We start from the raw sequence: 18025 nt of genomic DNA, 5'->3' as shown, positions 1-18025 counted from the left end.
CGTTCGGTCGGCCATCGCCTAGGCTCCTCGACTCTGGGCCCGACGGCCCGACCCCGGGTCGGCCCACGGATGGGGAGCGCCGAGATGCCGGTGATCGAAGCCGCCGCGACCGGGTTGGCGAAGGCGGTGGTGACCCGCGCGGTCGGGCAGTGGCTGGGCCACCGCCAGGCCCGGGACGCCCGCCGCCTCGACCTGTCGGAGCTGGTCGCCACGACGTTCCGGGACCGGATCGTGCGCCGCAAGGCCGAGGCGCAGATCCGGAGCCTGGTCACCGAGGTCACCGAACGCATCGAGCAGACCTTCGAGACCGAGTACGGCAACCTGCCCGAGCACGAGGTGGCGGCCGCCCTCGACACGGTCGGGCAGGTGGTCACGCACGGGGTCGCCTCCGACGAGCAGCTCTTCGCCGCCGACGCCGACCCGACCCGGCTCGCCCGAGCACTCCAGCCCGCCTACACCGCCGCCGCCGAGCGGGCCCGGCTCAGCGAGGCCGCCACCCGGCTCGGCGAACGGGTGCTGGCCGACTGCGTACGCTGCCACGTCGAGCTGGTCCGGCACCTGCCGGAGTTCACCAACCGGGCCAGCCAGGAGATCCTCGCCCGGTTCTCCCGGCTCTCCGCCGACCTGGCCGAGGTGCTCGCCCGGCTGCCCGCTCCGCCGAGCGCGGACGCGGACGCGGGCGACGACGACTCCTTCGAGCAGCGGTACCGGGATTTCGTCTCCACGCATCACGACCAGCTCGAACTCTTCGGGGTGGACGTGCACAACTTCACCCCGGAGACCACGCTCAGCATCGCCTACCTCAGCCTCAGCGTCACCGGTTCGAGCAGCGGCGGGAGCCGCCGGGCGACCGCCGTCCGGTCCCCCGCCCCGCGAACCTTCGGCCGGCTGGTCGACGCCGGCTCCGGCAAGGGACTGTTCGGTGACGGGCAGACCGGCCTGCGGGTCGAGGGGGCACTCGGCCAGCACCGGCGCGTCCTGCTGCGGGGCGAGGCCGGCTCCGGTAAGAGCACCCTGCTGCGCTGGCTGGCGATCAACGCCGCCCGCCGTACCTTCACCGGCGAGTTGCAGGACTGGAACGGGCGGGTGCCCTTCCTGGTGAAGCTGCGCTCGTACGCCGACCGGCCGCTGCCCCCGGTCGGCCCGCAGCTCGGCGACGACATGGCCCAGTTCGCCACCGAGGCACCGACCGGCTGGGTCGAGCGGATCTTCGCCGAGGGGCGGGGCCTGCTCCTCGTCGACGGGGTGGACGAACTGGTGAGCAGCCAACGGGCCGGCGTCCGGGACTGGCTGCGCCGGATCCTGAACCGGTATCCGGGCGTGATCGTCGTGGTGACCTCCCGGCCCACGGCGGCACCGGTCCGCTGGCTGGCCGGCGAGGACTTCAGCACCCTGGCACTGGAGCAGTTGAGCCCGGCCGACATCGTGGTCTTCGTCCGCCGCTGGCACCGGGCCATCGGCAGCGCGCGCTACCTGCCGTGCCAGGCCGACGAGCTGCCCCGGTACGAACGTCGGCTGCTGGCCCGGCTGGAAGCCAACCGGCACCTGCGCGGGCTGGCCACCAACCCGTTGATGTGCGCGATGCTCTGCGCGCTGAACCTCGACCGGGGCGACGACCTGCCGCACGACCGGATCAGCCTCTACCAGGCCGCGCTGGACATGCTGTTGGAACGGCGCGACACCGCCCGGAACGTGCCCGCGTACCGGCGGGTGGGGCTCGGCGCGCAGCATGCCCGGACGCTGCTCCAGGACCTCGCCTGGCGGCTGGCGATCAGCAACCGCTCGGAGCTGGACACCGGGCAGGCCCGGGAGCACGTGACCCGGAAGCTCGCGACGATGCCGAAGGTCACCGCCGAACCGGCCGACGTGTTCGAGCACCTGCTGGACCGCAGCGGGGTGCTCAAGGACGTGGCGGAGGACCGGCTCTCCTTCGTGCACCGGACGTTCCAGGAGTACCTGGCGGCCAAGGAGATCGCCGAGGAGAACTACGTCGACGCGCTGCTGGAGCAGGCCGGACGGGACATCTGGCGGGAGACCGTCATCATGACCGCCGGCCTGGCCAACAGCGAGTACCGGCAGCGGCTGATCCACGGGCTGCTCGACCGGGCCGACGCCGCGTCCAGCCGGAAGCAGCGCTGGCTACGGCTGCTCGCGGCGGCCTGCGTGGAGACCGCCCCCGGCCTGACCCCGGCCCTCCAGGCCCGCATCGACGTGAGCCTGGTGGCGCTCCTGCCGCCCCGCAGCACGGTGGAGGCACGCTCTCTCGCCCTGGCCGGGGAGCGCGTCCTCGACTACCTGCCCGACGACCTCACCGACCTCACCGCTCCGGTGGCGGCAGCCGTGGTCTCCACCGCCGCCTACGTCGGCGGCCCGCGCGCCCTGGACAAGCTCAGCCGGTACGGTGCGGACCCGCGTCGCCAGGTGATCGATGCCCTGATCCGCGCCGCCGACCACTTCGAGCCCGACGAGTACGGCCGCCGCGTCCTCGCCGACTGCCCCCTCGAGAACGAGTGGATCACCGTCGACGAGTGGACCGCGCCGATGACCCACCACCTGCGACATCTCCACAACGTTCGGTTCCACGTCCAGCCCTCGCCGGAGGTGATCCGTTCCCTTCCGCCGGTGCGGGGCCTGATCCTGCACAACGGCATCCGAGGACCGGTCGACAGGGAAATCGACGCCCTCCACGCCCATCCCGGCCTGGAACACCTGGCCGTCAATCAACCGCTGGGCCCGGTGGCGATCCCGGCGGCTCTCCCCCGACTCCGGCACCTCAGCCTCGACCTCCTGCCACCGCAGACCGGGCGGACAGACCTGTCCTGGCTCGCCCGGTTCCCTCGACTCTGGACCCTGTCCCTGGGACACCTCTACCGGCCGTACAGTTGGCGACCGCTGACCCATCTGCCGGAACTGACTTCGGTGCTCCTCGCCGCCGCGCCGGGTCGGCGCCCGCTGGACGACGTGACCTTCCTGCGACAGCTTTCCGCACTGGCCTTGATCTGGCTCGACGGTTGTACCGACCCGCGCGTCCTGGACCACGTCGCTACCCATCACGGCCTGAAGCGCCTGACTCTGATGCACCTCGACGTGGCAGGCCTGAACCTGGTGACGGTTCGGGACCTGCCGCTGGAGCACCTGGACCTCGACTCCTCCACCGGTCGGATCGATCTCGCCCCGCTGGCCGGTCATCCCACCCTGGAGACGGTCGACCTGCGGGGCTGTGCCGGTCTGACCGAGCTGGCTCCGCTGGCCACGATGCCGCGGCTGCACACGCTGTACCTCTACGGCGCCGGGCCGCCCGCCACCGGCCTCGACCTGGGGCCGCTTCACGACCGTCGTCGCCTCACCGTGCACGCCAACACCGACCAGCTGCTCCACAACCGGGAGGGCGTAAGGATCCGGCCGTGATCCTTCAGCGGGTGCGGGCGCGCAGGCGGCGGAGCATGCGGGCGTCGGCGAAGCCGACCGCGCGGGCGGCGGCCTCCACCGTGGAGCCGTGCCCGATCAGGTGCTCGGCGCGTTCCACCCGCAGGAGCTGCTGGTAGCCGAGCGGGGTCAGCCCGGTGGCCTGCCGGAACAGCCGGGTCAGCGTCCGCTCGGCCACCCCGCCGGCCGCCGCCAGTTCGGCCAGCGGCAGCTTCTCCGGGAACCGGGCGTCGATGACGTCCTGCACCCGGTGCGCCGCGTCGCTGAGGTGGGACCGGTGCCGCAGCATCGCGCTGGCCTGCTGCTCGTCGCCGTTGCGCCGGGTGTGCACGACCAGCGACCGGGCGACCCGGGCGGCCACCGCCGGTCCGTGCCGGGTGGCGAGCAGGTGCAGCGCCACGTCGATGCCGCTGGCGATGCCGGCCGAGGTGACCACCCGGTCGTCGACCACGTAGAGCACGTCCCGGACCACCCGGGCCGCCGGATGCCGGCGGGCCAGGTCGTCCTGCACCTCGTGGTGGGTGGTGCAGCGGCGGCCGTCGAGCAGTCCGGCCCGGCCGAGCGCGTACGCGCCGGCGCAGATGCTCGCGACCACCCCGCCGGCCGCGTGGTGCGCGGCGAGCCGCCGCAGGTCACCCGGCCCGACCGGACCGGCCGGTCCGTGCGCGGCGGGTCGCCAACCGGGTACGACGAGCAGGTCGTCCCGGGTCAGCTCCGGCCACCGGGTCTCGGCCCCCAGCGGCACGCCCTGCACGGTCGGCACGGATGCCTGCTCGGCGACGTAGTGCAGGCGGTAGTCGTGGCCGAGGTCGGCGGCGGTGGAGAAGACCTGGGCCGGTCCGGCGAGGTCCAGCAGGTGCAGCTGCGGGACCAGCAGGAACACGACCCGGGCCACCGTTTCAGCCTGCCACGTCGGCCGGCACCGCGCCGACCACCTCGTCCACGGTACGGATGGTGGCGAACCGGCCGGCGAGGGCGTACTCAGTGCGGACGGTCATCTCCTCGGCGGAGAGGGTGCGCGGGTCGGCGAGGATCTCCTCGACGCCTGCCGTCTCCGGCAGGTCCCGGTGCGGGGTGGGGAAGGTCATCGTCGCCTCGGTGACGAAGGTGACCTGGTAGCCGAGATCGAAGCCGAGCCGGGCGGTGGTCTCGCAGCACTGCTCGGTACGGATGCCACAGACGACCAGCTCCCGAATGCCCTGCGTGGTCAGCAGGAGTTGCAGGTCGGTGGTGGTGAACGCGTTGTGCACGGTCTTGGTCAGCCGGGGCTCGCCGTCGCGCGGTTCGAGCCCGTCGAGCAGCCGGACGTGACCGCTGACCGGGTCGAAGACGCCGCCGCTGCCCGGTTCGGCGTGCAGGACCCAGACCACCAGGTCACCCCGGTCCCGGGCGGCGTCGACCAGCCGGCCGACCCGCTCGACCAGATCGGGGTTGGAGCGGTACGCCCAGATCGGCCGCTGCCGGAAGGACTCCTGGACGTCGATGACGACGAGTGCTGATCGGCTCATGCCCCCGATCCTGGTCGCCGCGTCGTCCCTCCGACAGGCACCATCCCGTCCGCCTCCGGAACGATCCGGTCGCCCCGGCCCGCCCGCGGTCAGGACGACGATCCGGTCGTCCCGGGGCCGACCCGTGCTCAGGTGGTGTGGGCGGTACGCGGTGGCTTGCCCTCCAGGAGGGCGGCCTCCTCCGGGGTGGGCGCGGTGCCGCCGAGGTGCGCCGGCAGCCACCAGGCGTCGTCCGGGCCGGACGGCTGATCCGGGTACTCCCGCTGGGCCCGGTCGACCAGGGCGACGAGTCGGGCCTTCAGGTCGGCGTTCATCTTCCCGGCGTACTCGTAGTCGCCCGGATGCAGCGGCTCGCCGATCAGGATGGTGATCGGCACGTGCCGGCGGGTGAGCGTACGCGGGCGGCCCTTGGTCCAGAGCCGCTGCCCGCCCCAGAGCGCGACCGGCAGCACGGGCACCCCGGCGTCCTTGGCCATCCGGACGGTGCCGCTCTTCAACTGCTTGATGACGAACGAGCGGCTGACCGTCGCCTCCGGGAAGACGCCGACCACCTCGCCGCGCCGCAGCGCCGCGACCGCCTGGTTGTACGAGCCGGCGCCGGCCTCCCGGTTCACCGAGATGTGCCGCATGCCCCGCATCAGCGGACCGGAGACCTTGTGCGTGAAGACCGACTGCTTGGCCATGAAGCGGACCAGCCGCTTCGACTCCTGCGCGCCGAGGCCGCAGAAGATGAAGTCGAGGTAGCTGACGTGGTTGGCGGCCATCACCGCTCCGCCGGTCCGCGGCACGTGGTGCGCGCCCTCGATGGTGATGCGCAGGTCGAGGACCCGGAACATCGTCTTCAGAGCGGCGATCACGGGCGGGTACACGAGTTCCGGCATGTCGCGACATTACCCTGCCGGCCGGTCCCGGAAGCCTGGCCGGACACCGCCGCCACCGGGCACCACCGCCCACCGGGCCCGGCCGCCCGCACCGGGCACCACCGCCCATCAGGCCCGGCCGCCCACCGACTCCGGTGCCCCGGTGGGCGGCCCGGCTCACTCGGGGTGGTGCTCCACCCGCAGCCGGCCCCGGGCAAAGGCGTCCACCCGGCCCCACCGGCCGGGAATGTCCAGCACCTCGATCCGCCCCACCCCGACCGGCAGCCGGGGATCGACCGCGAGGTGCCCGTCGTGCGGCTCGATACCGAGCATGGTGCGGATCAGCAGCAGCGGGGCCCCGGTCGACCAGGCCTGCGGGGAACACGCCGTCGGATACTCCACCGGGAACTTCGTCAGGTCCCGGCGGTAACCGCCGAACGCCTCCGGCAGCCGTCCGTCGAAGTAGCCCGCCGCGGCGATGATGCCGTCGGCGATCTGGGCCGCCTCCTCGGCGAAGCCGTACCGGCGCAGGCCCCAGGCGATGAACGAGTTGTCGAACGGCCAGATCGTGCCGTTGTGGTAGCCGATCGGGTTGTACCGGGCCTCCCCCTCGGCGAGGGTGCGCACTCCCCAACCGGAGAAGAGCCGGGGCCCGACCAGGTGCTCGGCCACCTTGGCGGCGCGTTCCTCGGTCACGATCCCGCTCCACAGCAGGTGCCCGATGTTGGAGCTGAGGCTGTCCACCTGCCGCCCGTCGGGGTCCAGGGCGATGGCGTAGTACTGACCGTCCTCGACCCACCATTCCCGGTTGAAGCGTTCCTTGAGCGCGGCGGCCTCCCGCTCCAACTGGTCGGCGTACGCCGGATCGCCCCAGAACTGCCGGGCCAGCCGCGCGGCGCGCATCTTCGCGTCGTACGCGTAACCCTGCACCTCGCAGGTGGCCCGGGGGAAGCCGGGCAGCCGGCCGTCCCGGTACGAGATGGAGTCCCAGGAGTCCTTCCAGCACTGGTTCTCCAGGCCGGTGTCGGTGTTGCGGCGTTCGTACCAGACGTAGCCGTTACCGACCAGGTCCGCGTGGTCGTCGATCCAGCGCAGCGCGGCCCGGCTCTCCCGTTCCAGCTCCCGGACCAGGTCGGCGTCCCCGGTCCACTGCTCGTACTCGTCGAGCAGCACCACGAACAGCGGGGTGGCGTCCACCGAGCCGTAGTAGGGCGAGTGCGGTTGTTCCTCGAACGCGGCCGTCTCGCCGTACCGCATCTCGTGCAGGATCCGGCCCGGGTCCTCCTCCCGGAAGTCGTCGAATCGACTGCCCTGGAGGGTGGCGAGGATCCGGAGCGTGGTCCGGGACAGCTCCGGGGTGAAGGGCAGCGTCTGGAGACAGGTGAGAATGCTGTCCCGGCCGAACATGGTCATGAACCAGGGCAGGCCGGCGGCGGGGATCGCCCCGGACACCGAGACCGGCCCGAAGCGCAGCGCCGCCAGGTCGACCAGGCTCCGTTGGTACGTCCGGGCGAGCGTGTCCCACTCGCAGTTCACCTTCGGCGCGCGGGCGAACCACTCCTCGAGGTCGTGCTGGAGCGCGAGCCGCTCGGTGCCGTGCGCCCGGACGCCGAGGCGCAGGTCCCGGCTGCCCCGGCCGAGGACGAGGGTGTCCACCTCGATCCGGGTACGCCACTGCTCGTTCGGTTCCAGCCGCACCGAGTACGTCAGGCCACCCGGGTCGAAGCGGGCGGTCTCGGACGACGTGATGACGGTTTCCCGCTTGAAGTTGCCGCGCCGGTAGCCCAGCCGGAGCCGGTCGGACTGCACGTCGGTGTAGAACTCGCCCTTCTTGTTCAGGATCTCGTCCTTGACCTCGAACAGGTCCGCGAAGTCGGCGCCGGCCTCGAACCGGATCTTCAGCTCCACCGGCTGCTCGTCGTGGTTGAGGACGGTCAGCTCCTCGTGGAAGCTCCCGCCGACCGCCCGCTCCCGGATGAGCGACAGCTTCGCGTCCGTGTAGTGGGTGGCCGCCCCCGGCACCAGGAAGAACCGCGCCTCGTAGTACTGGAGGTCGTCGTAGGAGAGCGAGTTGAGCCGTTCCCCGTTGACGGTCAGCACCCAGGTGGAGAGGAAACGCGTGTCGTTGGAGAACAGGCCGGTCGGCTCGGTCGGCGTCGCCTCGATGTCACCGGTGTCCTCGCAGACCACGAACGTGTTCCCGTCGAGGATCCGGACCATGTTGCTCTGTCCCATCAGGAAGTCCCCCTCGCGCCGACCCGCTGCGGTCCCCGGGTGCCCGGTGGGCTCGGGAAGAGCCGTTCCACCAGCACCACCAGCCGGGGGTCCCCGGTGACGATGAGGTCGCCGCGCAGCAGCGCCGCGATCCCGTCCTCCCGTCCGCTGACGAGGTCCGCGAAGAGGACCGGGTCGGTGTCGATGATCGTGTCCGCCTCCCGGTCCTCCTGGTCGGCCCGCAACCGTCCCCGGTCGATGGCGAGCAGCCAGTGCGTGGTCCGGGATCCTTCGTCCAGGTCGAAGCGGATCGTCCCGGACGTCCGCTCCAGCGACGGCTCGAACCCCCGCCGATTCAGGTCCTCGAAGAACCGAGTGATCGCGTCCGCCATCGGGTCGCTCCTCCCCGTCGTTCCCGTCCGGTCTGGGGCGGCGAACGCGCCGCCGCTCGAGCAGGGTCCCCGCCGGGCAGCGCGGCAACCTCACCCGCATCGGGTGAACGGTCCGGTCGGTCTCCTGGTCGAGCAGCGCCCCGTGGGTGTGGCGGCACGGCAACGCGCCGGCCCCCGGAGCGGGGACCGGCGCGTCGTGGCCGGGGCCGACCGCCGTCGGGCGGTCAGTTGTTCGGGTCGTCCGCGCTGATGTCGGCCAGCACGGACTGCGGCTCGCGCTCGACCGCGAGATCACCGATGGAGATCAGCCCGATCAACCGACCGTCCTCCATCACCGGCAGGCGGCGTACGGCGTACGTGCGCATCAGGTCGGCGGCGGCCACCGCGTCGTCGTACTGGCTGACCGTGACCAGGTCGGTGCTGGTGATCTGCCGCAGGACGGTGCGGTCCGGGTCCCGTTGCGCGGCCACCCCCCGCACCGCGATGTCCCGGTCCGTGACGATCCCGACCACGTCGTCCCCCTCGGTCACCACCACGTCCCCGATGGCGCTGTCCCGCATCTCCTGCGCCGCCGCGGTGAGCGTCTCGTTGGCGTCCATGGTCACCAGACGGGTCGTCATGAAGTCTCCGACGGTAGTCATGGTGCTCCCCTCTCGGTGTCGGCCCGCCGTCTACCCGTCCCGTCCGCCGGGTAACACCCGCTCCCGGCACGCGGAGGGCTCCGGCTCCGGCTGCGGCTGGGGCTCCGGCTGCGGCTGCGGCTGGGGCTCCGGCTGCGGCTGCGGCTGCGGGGCGACACCGACGACACCGCGGCGGGTGGCCGCTGCGGTCAGTCCCCGGCGGGGATGCCGACCACCCGCTCGACGCGCAGCCGCAGCACCATCCGGCCCTGCTGCACCATCGCCCGCCGGTAGTCGTCCCAGTCCGGGTGTTCCCCGCGCACCGCGCGGTAGAGCCCGACCAGCTCCTCGACCACCTCGTCGTGCGGATCGGTGGCCACCCCGGTCAACTCGCCCCGGACCTGCGCCGCCGTGTACGTCCAGCCGTCGGCGCTGCTGACGTGGAAACTGGCCCGGGGGTCACGACGCAGGTTGGCCGTCTTGGCCCGGGTACCGGTCACCGAGACGCGGATCAGACGCTCGGCCCGGTCGAAGCTGTAGACCACGGTGGACTGCTGGGGACTGCTGTCCCGCCGGATGGTGGCCAGCACCCCCTGCGAGTGGGCGGCGATGGTGTCGATCAGCTTGTCCTCGCGCTCGGCGTCCGTCACGGATTCCTCCAAAATCGGGGTCGGCCCGGCCACGCCCGCACCCGTTTCGTCGGTTGCCGAGCTTCCCGGTCACCGCGTTCTGCGGAGGAGGGGACCCCGGCAACCACCCGGCGCAGCCACGCACCCCATCCAACACGATCGACCTCGTGCGCCGTCGGAGCCGAGGCCACCCGGACACGGTCGTGGCCACCCACCGGGGACGGCGGGTGGCCACGGGCCGGACGGACCGGCGGGTCGCGGACGGCGGACGGGTCAGCCGAGTTCGGCGGCGATCAGCTCGGCGATCTGGACCGTGTTCAGTGCGGCGCCCTTGCGCAGGTTGTCGTTGGAGCAGAAGAACGACAACCCGTGCTCGACGGTCTCGTCGCCCCGGATCCGGCCCACGTACGTCGGGTCCTGGCCGGCGGCCCGCAGCGGGGTCGGTACGTCGGCCAGCGCCACGCCCGGGGCGTCGGCGAGCAGCTCGCGGGCGCGCTGCGGGGTGATCGGCCGGGCGAAGCGCGCGTGGATCTGCAACGAGTGGCCGGTGAAGACGGGCACCCGGACGCAGGTGCCGGCGACCTTCAGACCCGGGATCTCCAGGATCTTGCGGCTCTCGTTGCGCAGCTTCTGCTCCTCGTCGGTCTCGCCGGAGCCGTCGTCGACGAGCGAGCCGGCGAGCGGGAGCACGTTGTAGGCGATCGGCTCGGCGAACGAGCGCGGCGCGGGGAACTCGACGGCGCTGCCGTCGTACGTCAACCCGGTCGCCTCGGCGACCACCTTGCGGACCTGCTCGTCCAGCTCCGCCACACCGGCCAGGCCGGCGCCGGAGACCGCCTGGTAGGTGGCGACGACCAGGCTGATCAGTTCGGCCTCGGCGTGCAGCGGACGCAGCACCGGCATCGCGGCCATCGTGGTGCAGTTGGGGTTGGCGATGATGCCCTTCGGGCGGACGGCGGCGGCGTGCGGGTTGACCTCGGCCACCACCAGCGGCACGTCCGGGTCCATCCGGTACGCCGAGGAGTTGTCGATCACTACGGCGCCGGCCGCGGCGACCCGGGGGGCGAGTTCCTTCGACGTGCCCTTGCCGGCCGAGAAGAGCGCGACGTCCAGCCCCCGGTAGTCGGCGGTGGCCGCGTCCTCCACGGTGACCTCGCCGTCGCCCCACGGCAGGGTGCGCCCCGCCGACCGGGCCGAGGCGAAGAGCCGCAGCTCGTCCACCGGGAACCGCCGTTGCGCCAACACCTGCCGCATGACGCCACCGACCTGGCCGGTGGCCCCCACAATGCCGATCCTCATGGTCGCGAGGCTACCCAGGCCGGGGCCCGGACCGGGAGCGCTTTCCCACGGCCCGGACCCCGGACGACGCACGTCACACCGGCTCGGCGGCGGCCACGGTCAGAGCGTGGCGTCGACCACCTCGCCGAGACCGGTGGCCACCAGCTCGTCCCGGATGGCCGCCGCGTCGCCCTCGACCACCAGGGTCAGCGCCTCCGGATGCAGGTGCGCGGCAGCCGCCGCGGAAACCTGCTCGACGTCGGCGGAGAGCAGCGACTCCCGCAGCCGGGCGTGGTAGTCGTCGGGGAGCCCGTGCACCACCAGGGTGGTCAGCGCCGAGGCGATCGCCCGGGGGGACTGCAACTCGATCGAGAGCTGCCCGGCCCGCCAGGAACGGGCCACCGTCAGCTCCTCCTCGGTCACCCCGGTGAGCTGGGTACGGGAGATCTCCCCCACCGCCTCGACCAGCGCGGGCGCGGTGACCGCGGTCTGTACGCCGGAGGCGACCGCGAACCGGCCGAACCGGCGGGACGTGGCGAAGTCGCCCCGGATGCCGTACGTGTAGCCGTGCACCTCGCGGATCAGGTGGTTGAGCCGGGAGGTGAAGGCCCCGCCGAGGACCGTACCGGCGAGCGTCGTCGGGACGTGGTCCGGGTGCGCCCGGTGCGGGGAGGGATGCCCGAGGCGCAACGTCGACTGCACCGACCCGGGGCGGTCGACGAGCAGGATCCGTCGTCCCTCGCGCAGCGTCACCGGGATCGGGCCCTCCTGCCGGGCCGGGCCGCCGCCGGCACCGGCGAAGGCCGCCGCGCCGAGCGCGTCCAGGTCGATCCGCTCCAGGTCACCGGCGACGACCAGGGTGCCCGGCCGGAGGAACCACTCGGAGTGGAAGACCCGGACGTCGTCGACCTCCAGCCCGGCCACCGAGTCCGGGTCGCCGTACATGGGGCGGCCGTGCCGGTGTTCCACCCCGTACAGGTCGGCACGGAGCACCGCGTCGGCGCGCGGGCCGGGGTTCGCCCAGTCCATCCGCAGCGCGGTGGTCTCGTCGTCACGGACCCGCAGGATGTCGGCCGGGTCGAGGCGCGGCGTCCGGACCGCCTCGGCGAGCAGTTCCACGGCGGCGCTCAGCCGGTCCACCGGCACCTGCACGCTGATCTGGAAGGAGTCCCAGTCCAGGCCGATCACCAGCTCGGTGCCGAGCGCCTCGATGGCCAGCGCGTACGCGGTGGCGTCCCGCTGCGCCGTGCCCTCCTCGATCGCCTTCGCGAGGACCCCGCCGAGCCCCTCCCGGCCGAGCGGTTCCCGGCCGGCTCCGGCGTCGAGCAGCAGCAGTGCCACCGCCAGGTTCTGTCCGGGCAGGTGCGCGGCGACGACCTCCCCGCCGGCCACCGTTCGGCGGGTCACCGTCGGGAACCGGTACGGGCGGGCGACGCCCGGTCCGGGACGTTCGGCGATCAGGCTCATCGGGGCTTCCTTCCGTTCACGACTGCGGACCCGGGCGAGGCTGCGGACCCGGGCATGGCTGCGGATCCGGGCGTGGCTGCGGAGCGGGCGGGGCTCACGCGTCCGCCTCGGGCAGGTAGCGCAGGACCGCCCGGTCCCGTGGCGCGAGCACCTCGGCGGCGACCTCGGCGATCTGCTCCGCGGTGACCGCGAGCCAGGCCGGCAGTCGATCGGCGGCTCGGGCCGGATCCCCGAACTGGGTGGCGTACCGGCTGAGCGTGTCCGCCCGCCCGTCCACCGTGGACATCTGCCGCCACCAGGCGGTGGTGAGCAGCGCCTTGGCCCGGTCCAGCTCGGTCGCGGTGACCGGCACGCTGGCCAGCTCGTCGACCACCTCGGCCAGCCCGGCCTCCAGCCGTTCGGCGGTCACGCCGGGGCGGGCGGTGGCGGTGGCGATCAGCGGGGCCGGCGCGTGGGCCAGGTCCACCCCGTACGCGCCGACCAGGTCGGGCTGGGCGATCCGCTCGCCGTCGGCCAGCCGCTGGTAGAGGCGGCTGCCCCGGCCGCTGCCGAGCACGGTGGCGAGGACGGTCACCACGTCGTAGCCGGGGCTGCCGAAGGGGTGGGTACGGTGCGCCAGGAAGACCCGGGGGGCGGGTACGTCGGCGGTGACCGTCTCCCGGGCCGGTTCCCCGGACGCGGCGACGGTGTGGCCGTCCGGTGCGGCCGGGATGTCGGCGCGCGGCGGGATCGGCCCGAAGTACCGCTCGGCCAGCGCGAAGACCTCCTCGGCGCGGGCGTCGCCGACCACCGTCAGCACCGCGTTGTTCGGCGCGTAGTAGGTGCGGTGGAAGTCCTGGAAGGTGGCCAGGTCAGCGGCGTTCAGGTCGGCCATCGAGCCGATCGTGGCGTGGTGGTACGGATGCCCCGGTGGGTAGAGCATCGGCAGCAGCCGCAGCCACGCGTCGCCGTACGGGACGTTCTCGTAGCGCTGCCGCCGCTCGTTCTTCACCACGTCGCGCTGGTTGTCCAGCGTCTCCTGGGTCAGCGCCGGCACCAGGCCGCCCATCCGGTCGGCCTCCAGCCAGAACGCCAGTTCCAGGTGCTCGGCGGGAACGGTCTCGAAGTAGTTGGTCCGGTCCGGGTTGGTGGTGGCGTTGAGGGAACCACCGGCACCCTGGATCAGCTTCATGTGCTCGGTCTTGGCGACGTTCACCGACCCCTCGAACATCAGGTGCTCGAAGAGGTGGGCGAAACCGGTCTGGCCCGTCGGCTCGTGTCGGGAGCCGACGTCGTACCAGAGGTTCACCGCGACCGCCGGGGCGGTGCGGTCCTCGCTCACCACCACGCGCAGGCCGTTGTCCAGTCGGGTCGTCTCGATCGGCCAGGGGTAACCGCTGTCGGGCATGGCACGACGCTATCCGATCGCCCCTGTCCGGGACCGCCGACCGGCTCCGGGCCGTCCGCCGGTTCGCTCCGGACGCGCCGGCCCCCGTACGCCGGCGCCGTCCGGTGTCCCGGCCGCCGGTCAGTCCGGCGGCTCGATCGGGGTCACCGTCTCCTCCGAGGTACGCCTCTCCAGCACGGTGTCCGGGGCGGCGTTCCGGTCCGCCTCCCGCCGGTCGGACTCGGCGAGGATGGCCCGCGCCTGCGCCTCCGGATCGTCACTGCCCGCCGCCCGTTCCTCGGGCAGCAGGTGCACGGCGCGGGACGCCACCCGGTCCTGGTCGCTCAGCTCGTCACTCATGGCGGCCCTGATACCCCGCCGCCGCTTCCGCTAAGCCGCGTCCGGACGCCCGCCGCACCCTCCTCATCCCAGGATCCGGTACGCCCGGATGACGACCCCGACGCCATCGGCCGACTCGACCGGCGCGCCGATTCCCGGACCGTGGGACACGAATCCGGCTGACCGCCGCGCCCCTCCGCCCCGCCGGCCGAGCTGACCCGGCGGTGCCGCCGAGCGCACCCAGCCCGCCTTCCGACCCACCGGTCGCCTGCGGGGACGGGACCGCCCGGCGGGGTGCGACACCGCCCCGGGGCCGCTCGGGAGGACGACGCGGGTCGATCGGTTTCATCGACATCTGCAAAAGCAGGCAGGGGCCCCGCCCATCTCCGGCCGGGCTGTCGGCCGATCCGTCGGGTAGTCTGGTCCCCGTGACGCGCTCGTATCGATGGTTTATCCAGCCGGCTCAGGAGCCGGTGACTCGACCATGAGCTGACGTCACCACTCTCCGAGCCGGCCAGGCGGAGGATCAGGCGGTCCTCCCGCCCTCTTGCCTACACGAGCAGCCGGCTCGGTCTCGGGCGCCGGCCCCGAGAGTGGTCGGCGGAAGGACATCCACCGTGACGACCCCGGACACCGATCGCGTCATCGATCAACGGATCGAACGGATCGTGCCGTTGACCACCCCCGCACTGCTCCACCACGAGCTACCCCTGGACGCCACGCTCACCTCCGTCGTGCTCACCGGCCGACGGGCGGTCAGCCGGGTGCTGGACCGCGCCGACGACCGACTGCTGGTCGTGGTCGGCCCGTGCTCGGTGCACGACCCGGTCGCCGCCCTCGACTACGCCCACAAGCTCCGCGCGGCGGCCGAGCAGCACGCCGACGACCTGCTCGTGGTCATGCGCGTCTACTTCGAGAAGCCGCGCTCCACGGTCGGTTGGAAGGGGCTCATCAACGACCCGGGCCTGGACGGTTCCGGTGACGTCAACACGGGCCTGCGGCTGGCCCGCGCGCTCCTGCTCGACGTGCTCCGGCTCGGCCTCCCGGTGGGCTGCGAGTTCCTCGACCCGATCACCCCGCAGTACATCGCCGACACGGTGGCCTGGGGAGCGATCGGCGCGCGGACCGTGGAGAGCCAGGTGCACCGGCAGCTCTCCTCCGGCCTGTCCATGCCGATCGGCATGAAGAACCGCCCGGACGGCAGCATCAGCACCGCGGTGGACGCCATCCGCGCCGCCGGGGTGCCGCACGTCTTCCCCGGTATCGACGTCTCCGGCACCCCGGCCATCCTGCACACCCGGGGCAACGCGGACGGGCACCTGGTGCTGCGCGGCGGCAGCGGGGTGCCCAACTACGACGCCGAATCGGTGACCGGCGCGCTGGCCCAGCTCCGGGCGGCGAACCTGCCGGAGCGGGTGGTGATCGACGCCAGCCACGACAACAGCGGCAAGGACCACCGTCGCCAGCCGGTGGTCGCGGCGGACGTGGCCGAGCAGCTCGCCGCCGGCCAGCACGGCATCGTCGGGATCATGCTGGAGTCGTTCCTGGAGGCCGGGCGTCAGAACCTCGACCCGACCCGGAGCCTGACGTACGGTCAGTCGATCACCGACGCCTGCCTCGGCTGGCAGGACACCGCCGAGGTGCTGGAGACCCTGGCCGGTGCCGTCCGCGCCCGGCGTGCCGGCGCCCCGCAGACCCCGTCCGCTCCCACCACCGGCCGCCTCCGCACCTCCGCCTGACCTGACCGGTCCCGTCCTCCCACCCCCTTCCGGGCCGGGTGGGGCGGGACCGGTGGGGCGGGAAACGCAGCGCCGCCCCGGGCTGGCCCGGGGCGGCGCTGGTGTCGGTGTGCAGGTCGCCTCTCGGCGAACGGCGCGACGCGGCTCCAGCCGAACGGTATTCCGCGAAGGCAATGAGGTGAGGCCCGGGGACACTGGACACACCGACACCTGACTCAACGGGTCGGGTGGCCCTGGTGTTCCGGGCAGCGGTGTGGTCTGGGTCACAATGCTCCGGCGGGCGAGTTGCCGGCGCGGGGCGGGACGTCGTGACGTTTGACCGATTCCGGCACGGGTAGCTGATCACGTGACCGACGAACCAGCCAGCCGGATGATCGACGACCTGCTCGACGACATCTACCACGGGCAGGAACGGATCAGCCAGGCCGAGATCCAGCGCCGGGCGGTCGCCGCCGCGCTTCCTGCGGACCTGCTGACCCGCATCTCGGCCCTGCCCCAGGGCGAGTACGCGCTGGACGAGGCGGCCGACCTGCTCGGCGGCTCGACGGTGTGAGGCCCCGCCGACCACGGAGAGGACAGCGACGATGACCGATCGGGACGACAAGCAGGAGGACCTGCCTGCTCTCGGCCAGCCCCCCGAGGGCCTGGACACCACCCCGGAGCCCGATTTCGCCAACGAGCACGACCGGACGGCCGTCGACCGGGACATCATCACCGGCGAGGACGAGGAGGAGCGGGAGCCGGAGTCGCCCCACGGCTGGTCCGGCATGCAGCGCTGACCCCGTCGGGAGCGCCGACGGCCGGACCGGGACGACCGACGGAGAGACGACAGACGCGGACATCGGAACGGGGGCCGAGGGCCCCCGTTCCGATGTCCTGCGCCCCGCTGCTCAGTCCTGCTGCTGCCTGCCCCCCTCGGCCGCCTGCTGCGAGACGGCGTACGCCATCTGGAGGAAGTCGGAGGCGGCGACCGCGGTCAGCGCGGTGGCGACCAGCCGGGTCAGCCTGGGCGCGAGGACGAGCCCGCCGGTGAGGCCGGTGGCCACCCAGACCGCCAGGCAGAACGGGCAGCTCAACAGCTCGCCGATCGCGTGCCGGGTCGAGCTGCCGGAGTCGCGGACCTGCTCCATCACCTCGCCGCTGCCGATCGGCCGGTCGTACCGGGTGAACGGGGCCCGCAGCGGGCTGGTCACCGCATCCTTGGAGAGCAGCCGGCTCAGCTTGTGGGTGGCGATGCTCAGCAGCACCACGTCGGCCGGGGCGGGTCGTTCCGGCACCGGTCGGCCGGTGGCCTTCACCAGTGCGGCGAGCGCCCCGGCGACCCCGGCGTAGGTGCCCATCGCCACCAGGTAGCCGCCCAGCGGCCGGTGTTCGTGCGGCGCGTACGCCCGGCGCAGCCGCGCCACCCTGTCCTTCAGGCCGCTCTGCTGCTTCGGGCCGCTCTGCGTCACCACGTCTCTCCTCGTCTTCTTGCGCAGGGGCGACGGCCGGCGTCCGGACCCGCTCAGCCGGCGGTCAGGTTGTCGGCCACCTCGCGGTCGAGGTTGGCCAGGGTCTCCTCGGCCAGTGCGGCGGTGTCCTGCTCACCGGACCCGCCGGTCAGGTCGAGCCGCACCCGGGCCCCACCGGCGTCCGCCGGCTCGACCCGGATCTCGGCCGACCACTCCGGGACGGAGCCGCTGCGCCACCGCGCCCGGAGCCCCTCCGGCTCGACCTGCGGCTGTCCGGCGCCATCGCCGCGCAGCGGCTCCGGCAGCCAGGCCGGGGCCCGGTCGGGGTCGGTGGCGGTGCTGAAGACCACTTCGGGCGGAGCGGACATACCCCGCTCCCGTGCCGCCATCAGGCGTCCCGCAGCCGGCTCGGGTCGACCTCGCGGCCGGGATGGCGCGCCAGGTACTCCGTCTCCAGCTCGGCGGTCCGCCGCAGGTGGGTGGCGAGCGCGGAGTCCGCCGCGTGGCGCAGGGTGTCCAGGCGGGTGCGGTGCAGGCTGTGCATCTCGCGGATCAGATCCTCGTCGCCCAGTTCGGCGGGATCGACCCCGAGCATCTCGGGGTCCTCGTTCGCCTCGGTGGCGGCCATGTCGTGCAGGTGGTCGCCGTCCCACTCGGGAAGCCGCTGCTCCGGGCTGGCGTCGCCCGCCGCGCGCTGCGGGAACCCGTCCTGTCGTACCGATCCGGTCATCGTCGC

General features: G+C 73.0%; 18 protein-coding genes. 4 read left to right on the top strand and 14 right to left on the bottom strand.

Translation table 11 applies throughout. From position 1 onward, the window contains the following. Positions 1 to 84: 84 nt before the first annotated feature. Positions 85 to 3408 (top strand): NACHT domain-containing protein, encoded by a 3324-nt coding sequence (locus AB0F58_RS16560; RefSeq protein ID WP_357143112.1) that lies wholly within the window; start codon positions 85 to 87, stop codon positions 3406 to 3408. A 4-nt stretch (positions 3409 to 3412) separates the two neighbouring features. Here the strand turns inward: AB0F58_RS16560 and AB0F58_RS16555 are convergent, their stop codons facing one another. The 11 genes from AB0F58_RS16555 to AB0F58_RS16505 form a co-directional block, all read right to left on the bottom strand. After that, positions 3413 to 4321: a DJ-1/PfpI family protein gene (locus tag AB0F58_RS16555; RefSeq protein ID WP_357143110.1), complete on the bottom strand. Its 909-nt coding sequence runs from the start codon at positions 4319 to 4321 to the stop codon at positions 3413 to 3415. Positions 4322 to 4325: 4 nt separating this feature from the next. Next, positions 4326 to 4934 (bottom strand): isochorismatase family protein, encoded by a 609-nt coding sequence (locus AB0F58_RS16550; RefSeq protein WP_357143108.1) that lies wholly within the window; start codon positions 4932 to 4934, stop codon positions 4326 to 4328. Positions 4935 to 5062: 128 nt separating this feature from the next. Then, positions 5063 to 5815 carry a lysophospholipid acyltransferase family protein gene (locus tag AB0F58_RS16545; protein ID WP_357143106.1) on the bottom strand — a complete coding sequence of 251 codons (753 nt, stop codon included), beginning with the start codon at positions 5813 to 5815 and terminating at the stop codon, positions 5063 to 5065. A 156-nt stretch (positions 5816 to 5971) separates the two neighbouring features. Next, entirely contained in the window at positions 5972 to 8029 is a 2058-nt protein-coding gene (locus tag AB0F58_RS16540; protein ID WP_357143104.1) for a glycogen debranching N-terminal domain-containing protein, read from the bottom strand. After that, the gene (locus AB0F58_RS16535; RefSeq protein ID WP_357143102.1) at positions 8029 to 8400 is read right to left on the bottom strand and encodes an SCP2 sterol-binding domain-containing protein; all 372 of its coding nucleotides are present in this window, start codon (positions 8398 to 8400) and stop codon (positions 8029 to 8031) included. Before AB0F58_RS16535 ends, AB0F58_RS16540 begins: the two co-directional genes overlap by 1 nt. 224 nt (positions 8401 to 8624) lie before the next feature. Continuing rightward, entirely contained in the window at positions 8625 to 9041 is a 417-nt protein-coding gene (locus tag AB0F58_RS16530; protein WP_357143100.1) for a CBS domain-containing protein, read from the bottom strand. Between the two features lie 188 nt (positions 9042 to 9229). After that, the gene (locus AB0F58_RS16525) at positions 9230 to 9670 is read right to left on the bottom strand and encodes a PPOX class F420-dependent oxidoreductase (RefSeq protein WP_357143098.1); all 441 of its coding nucleotides are present in this window, start codon (positions 9668 to 9670) and stop codon (positions 9230 to 9232) included. A gap of 252 nt (positions 9671 to 9922) precedes the next feature. Then, positions 9923 to 10948 (bottom strand): aspartate-semialdehyde dehydrogenase, encoded by a 1026-nt coding sequence (locus AB0F58_RS16520; protein WP_357143096.1) that lies wholly within the window; start codon positions 10946 to 10948, stop codon positions 9923 to 9925. Positions 10949 to 11047: 99 nt separating this feature from the next. Next, positions 11048 to 12394, bottom strand: a complete 1347-nt coding sequence (locus AB0F58_RS16515) for a pitrilysin family protein (protein WP_357143094.1) — start codon at positions 12392 to 12394, stop codon at positions 11048 to 11050. A gap of 94 nt (positions 12395 to 12488) precedes the next feature. Then, on the bottom strand, positions 12489 to 13781 hold the full coding sequence (locus AB0F58_RS16510) for a pitrilysin family protein (RefSeq protein ID WP_357143092.1): 1293 nt from the start codon (positions 13779 to 13781) through the stop codon (positions 12489 to 12491). A gap of 120 nt (positions 13782 to 13901) precedes the next feature. Then, positions 13902 to 14120, bottom strand: a complete 219-nt coding sequence (locus AB0F58_RS16505; protein WP_357143090.1) for a hypothetical protein — start codon at positions 14118 to 14120, stop codon at positions 13902 to 13904. A 596-nt stretch (positions 14121 to 14716) separates the two neighbouring features. Between AB0F58_RS16505 and AB0F58_RS16500 the strand changes: the two genes are divergently transcribed. The 3 genes from AB0F58_RS16500 to AB0F58_RS16490 all read left to right on the top strand — a co-directional run bounded on the left by AB0F58_RS16500 (position 14717) and on the right by AB0F58_RS16490 (position 16617). Continuing rightward, on the top strand, positions 14717 to 15838 hold the full coding sequence (locus AB0F58_RS16500) for a 3-deoxy-7-phosphoheptulonate synthase (protein ID WP_357143088.1): 1122 nt from the start codon (positions 14717 to 14719) through the stop codon (positions 15836 to 15838). Between the two features lie 370 nt (positions 15839 to 16208). Then, entirely contained in the window at positions 16209 to 16391 is a 183-nt protein-coding gene (locus tag AB0F58_RS16495) for a hypothetical protein (protein ID WP_357143280.1), read from the top strand. 31 nt (positions 16392 to 16422) lie between these two features. Then, positions 16423 to 16617, top strand: coding sequence for a hypothetical protein (locus AB0F58_RS16490; protein ID WP_357143086.1), 195 nt, complete (start codon positions 16423 to 16425; stop codon positions 16615 to 16617). A gap of 111 nt (positions 16618 to 16728) precedes the next feature. Here the strand turns inward: AB0F58_RS16490 and AB0F58_RS16485 are convergent, their stop codons facing one another. From AB0F58_RS16485 to AB0F58_RS16475, 3 genes are read right to left on the bottom strand one after another with little or no spacing between them, the layout of a single operon-like run. Further along, positions 16729 to 17289, bottom strand: a complete 561-nt coding sequence (locus AB0F58_RS16485; protein WP_357143278.1) for a DUF1360 domain-containing protein — start codon at positions 17287 to 17289, stop codon at positions 16729 to 16731. A gap of 53 nt (positions 17290 to 17342) precedes the next feature. After that, positions 17343 to 17678 carry a hypothetical protein gene (locus AB0F58_RS16480; protein WP_357143084.1) on the bottom strand — a complete coding sequence of 112 codons (336 nt, stop codon included), beginning with the start codon at positions 17676 to 17678 and terminating at the stop codon, positions 17343 to 17345. After that, entirely contained in the window at positions 17678 to 18019 is a 342-nt protein-coding gene (locus AB0F58_RS16475; RefSeq protein WP_357143082.1) for a DUF6158 family protein, read from the bottom strand. Before AB0F58_RS16475 ends, AB0F58_RS16480 begins: the two co-directional genes overlap by 1 nt. Positions 18020 to 18025: the final 6 nt, after the last annotated feature.

The organism is Micromonospora sp. NPDC023956 (genome assembly GCF_040639195.1).
Taxonomy (GTDB): Bacteria; Actinomycetota; Actinomycetes; order Mycobacteriales; family Micromonosporaceae; genus Micromonospora.
The sequence above is the reverse complement of the archived record's forward strand: the minus strand, read 5'-3'. Positions and strand labels throughout refer to the sequence as shown.

Bases quoted from the DNA above. Each gene is read 5' to 3' on its own strand.
- AB0F58_RS16545 (WP_357143106.1), bottom strand. From the start codon at position 5,815: ATGCCGGAACTCGTGTACCCGCCCGTGATCGCCGCTCTGAAGACGATG.
- AB0F58_RS16520 (WP_357143096.1), bottom strand. From the start codon at position 10,948: ATGAGGATCGGCATTGTGGGGGCCACCGGCCAGGTCGGTGGCGTCATG.
- AB0F58_RS16475 (WP_357143082.1), bottom strand. From the start codon at position 18,019: ATGACCGGATCGGTACGACAGGACGGGTTCCCGCAGCGCGCGGCGGGC.
- AB0F58_RS16480 (WP_357143084.1), bottom strand. From the start codon at position 17,678: ATGGCGGCACGGGAGCGGGGTATGTCCGCTCCGCCCGAAGTGGTCTTC.
- AB0F58_RS16540 (WP_357143104.1), bottom strand. From the start codon at position 8,029: ATGGGACAGAGCAACATGGTCCGGATCCTCGACGGGAACACGTTCGTG.
- AB0F58_RS16495 (WP_357143280.1), top strand. From the start codon at position 16,209: ATGATCGACGACCTGCTCGACGACATCTACCACGGGCAGGAACGGATC.
- AB0F58_RS16510 (WP_357143092.1), bottom strand. From the start codon at position 13,781: ATGCCCGACAGCGGTTACCCCTGGCCGATCGAGACGACCCGACTGGAC.
- AB0F58_RS16490 (WP_357143086.1), top strand. From the start codon at position 16,423: ATGACCGATCGGGACGACAAGCAGGAGGACCTGCCTGCTCTCGGCCAG.
- AB0F58_RS16560 (WP_357143112.1), top strand. From the start codon at position 85: ATGCCGGTGATCGAAGCCGCCGCGACCGGGTTGGCGAAGGCGGTGGTG.
- AB0F58_RS16515 (WP_357143094.1), bottom strand. From the start codon at position 12,394: ATGAGCCTGATCGCCGAACGTCCCGGACCGGGCGTCGCCCGCCCGTAC.
- AB0F58_RS16550 (WP_357143108.1), bottom strand. From the start codon at position 4,934: ATGAGCCGATCAGCACTCGTCGTCATCGACGTCCAGGAGTCCTTCCGG.
- AB0F58_RS16535 (WP_357143102.1), bottom strand. From the start codon at position 8,400: ATGGCGGACGCGATCACTCGGTTCTTCGAGGACCTGAATCGGCGGGGG.
- AB0F58_RS16505 (WP_357143090.1), bottom strand. From the start codon at position 14,120: ATGAGTGACGAGCTGAGCGACCAGGACCGGGTGGCGTCCCGCGCCGTG.
- AB0F58_RS16530 (WP_357143100.1), bottom strand. From the start codon at position 9,041: ATGACTACCGTCGGAGACTTCATGACGACCCGTCTGGTGACCATGGAC.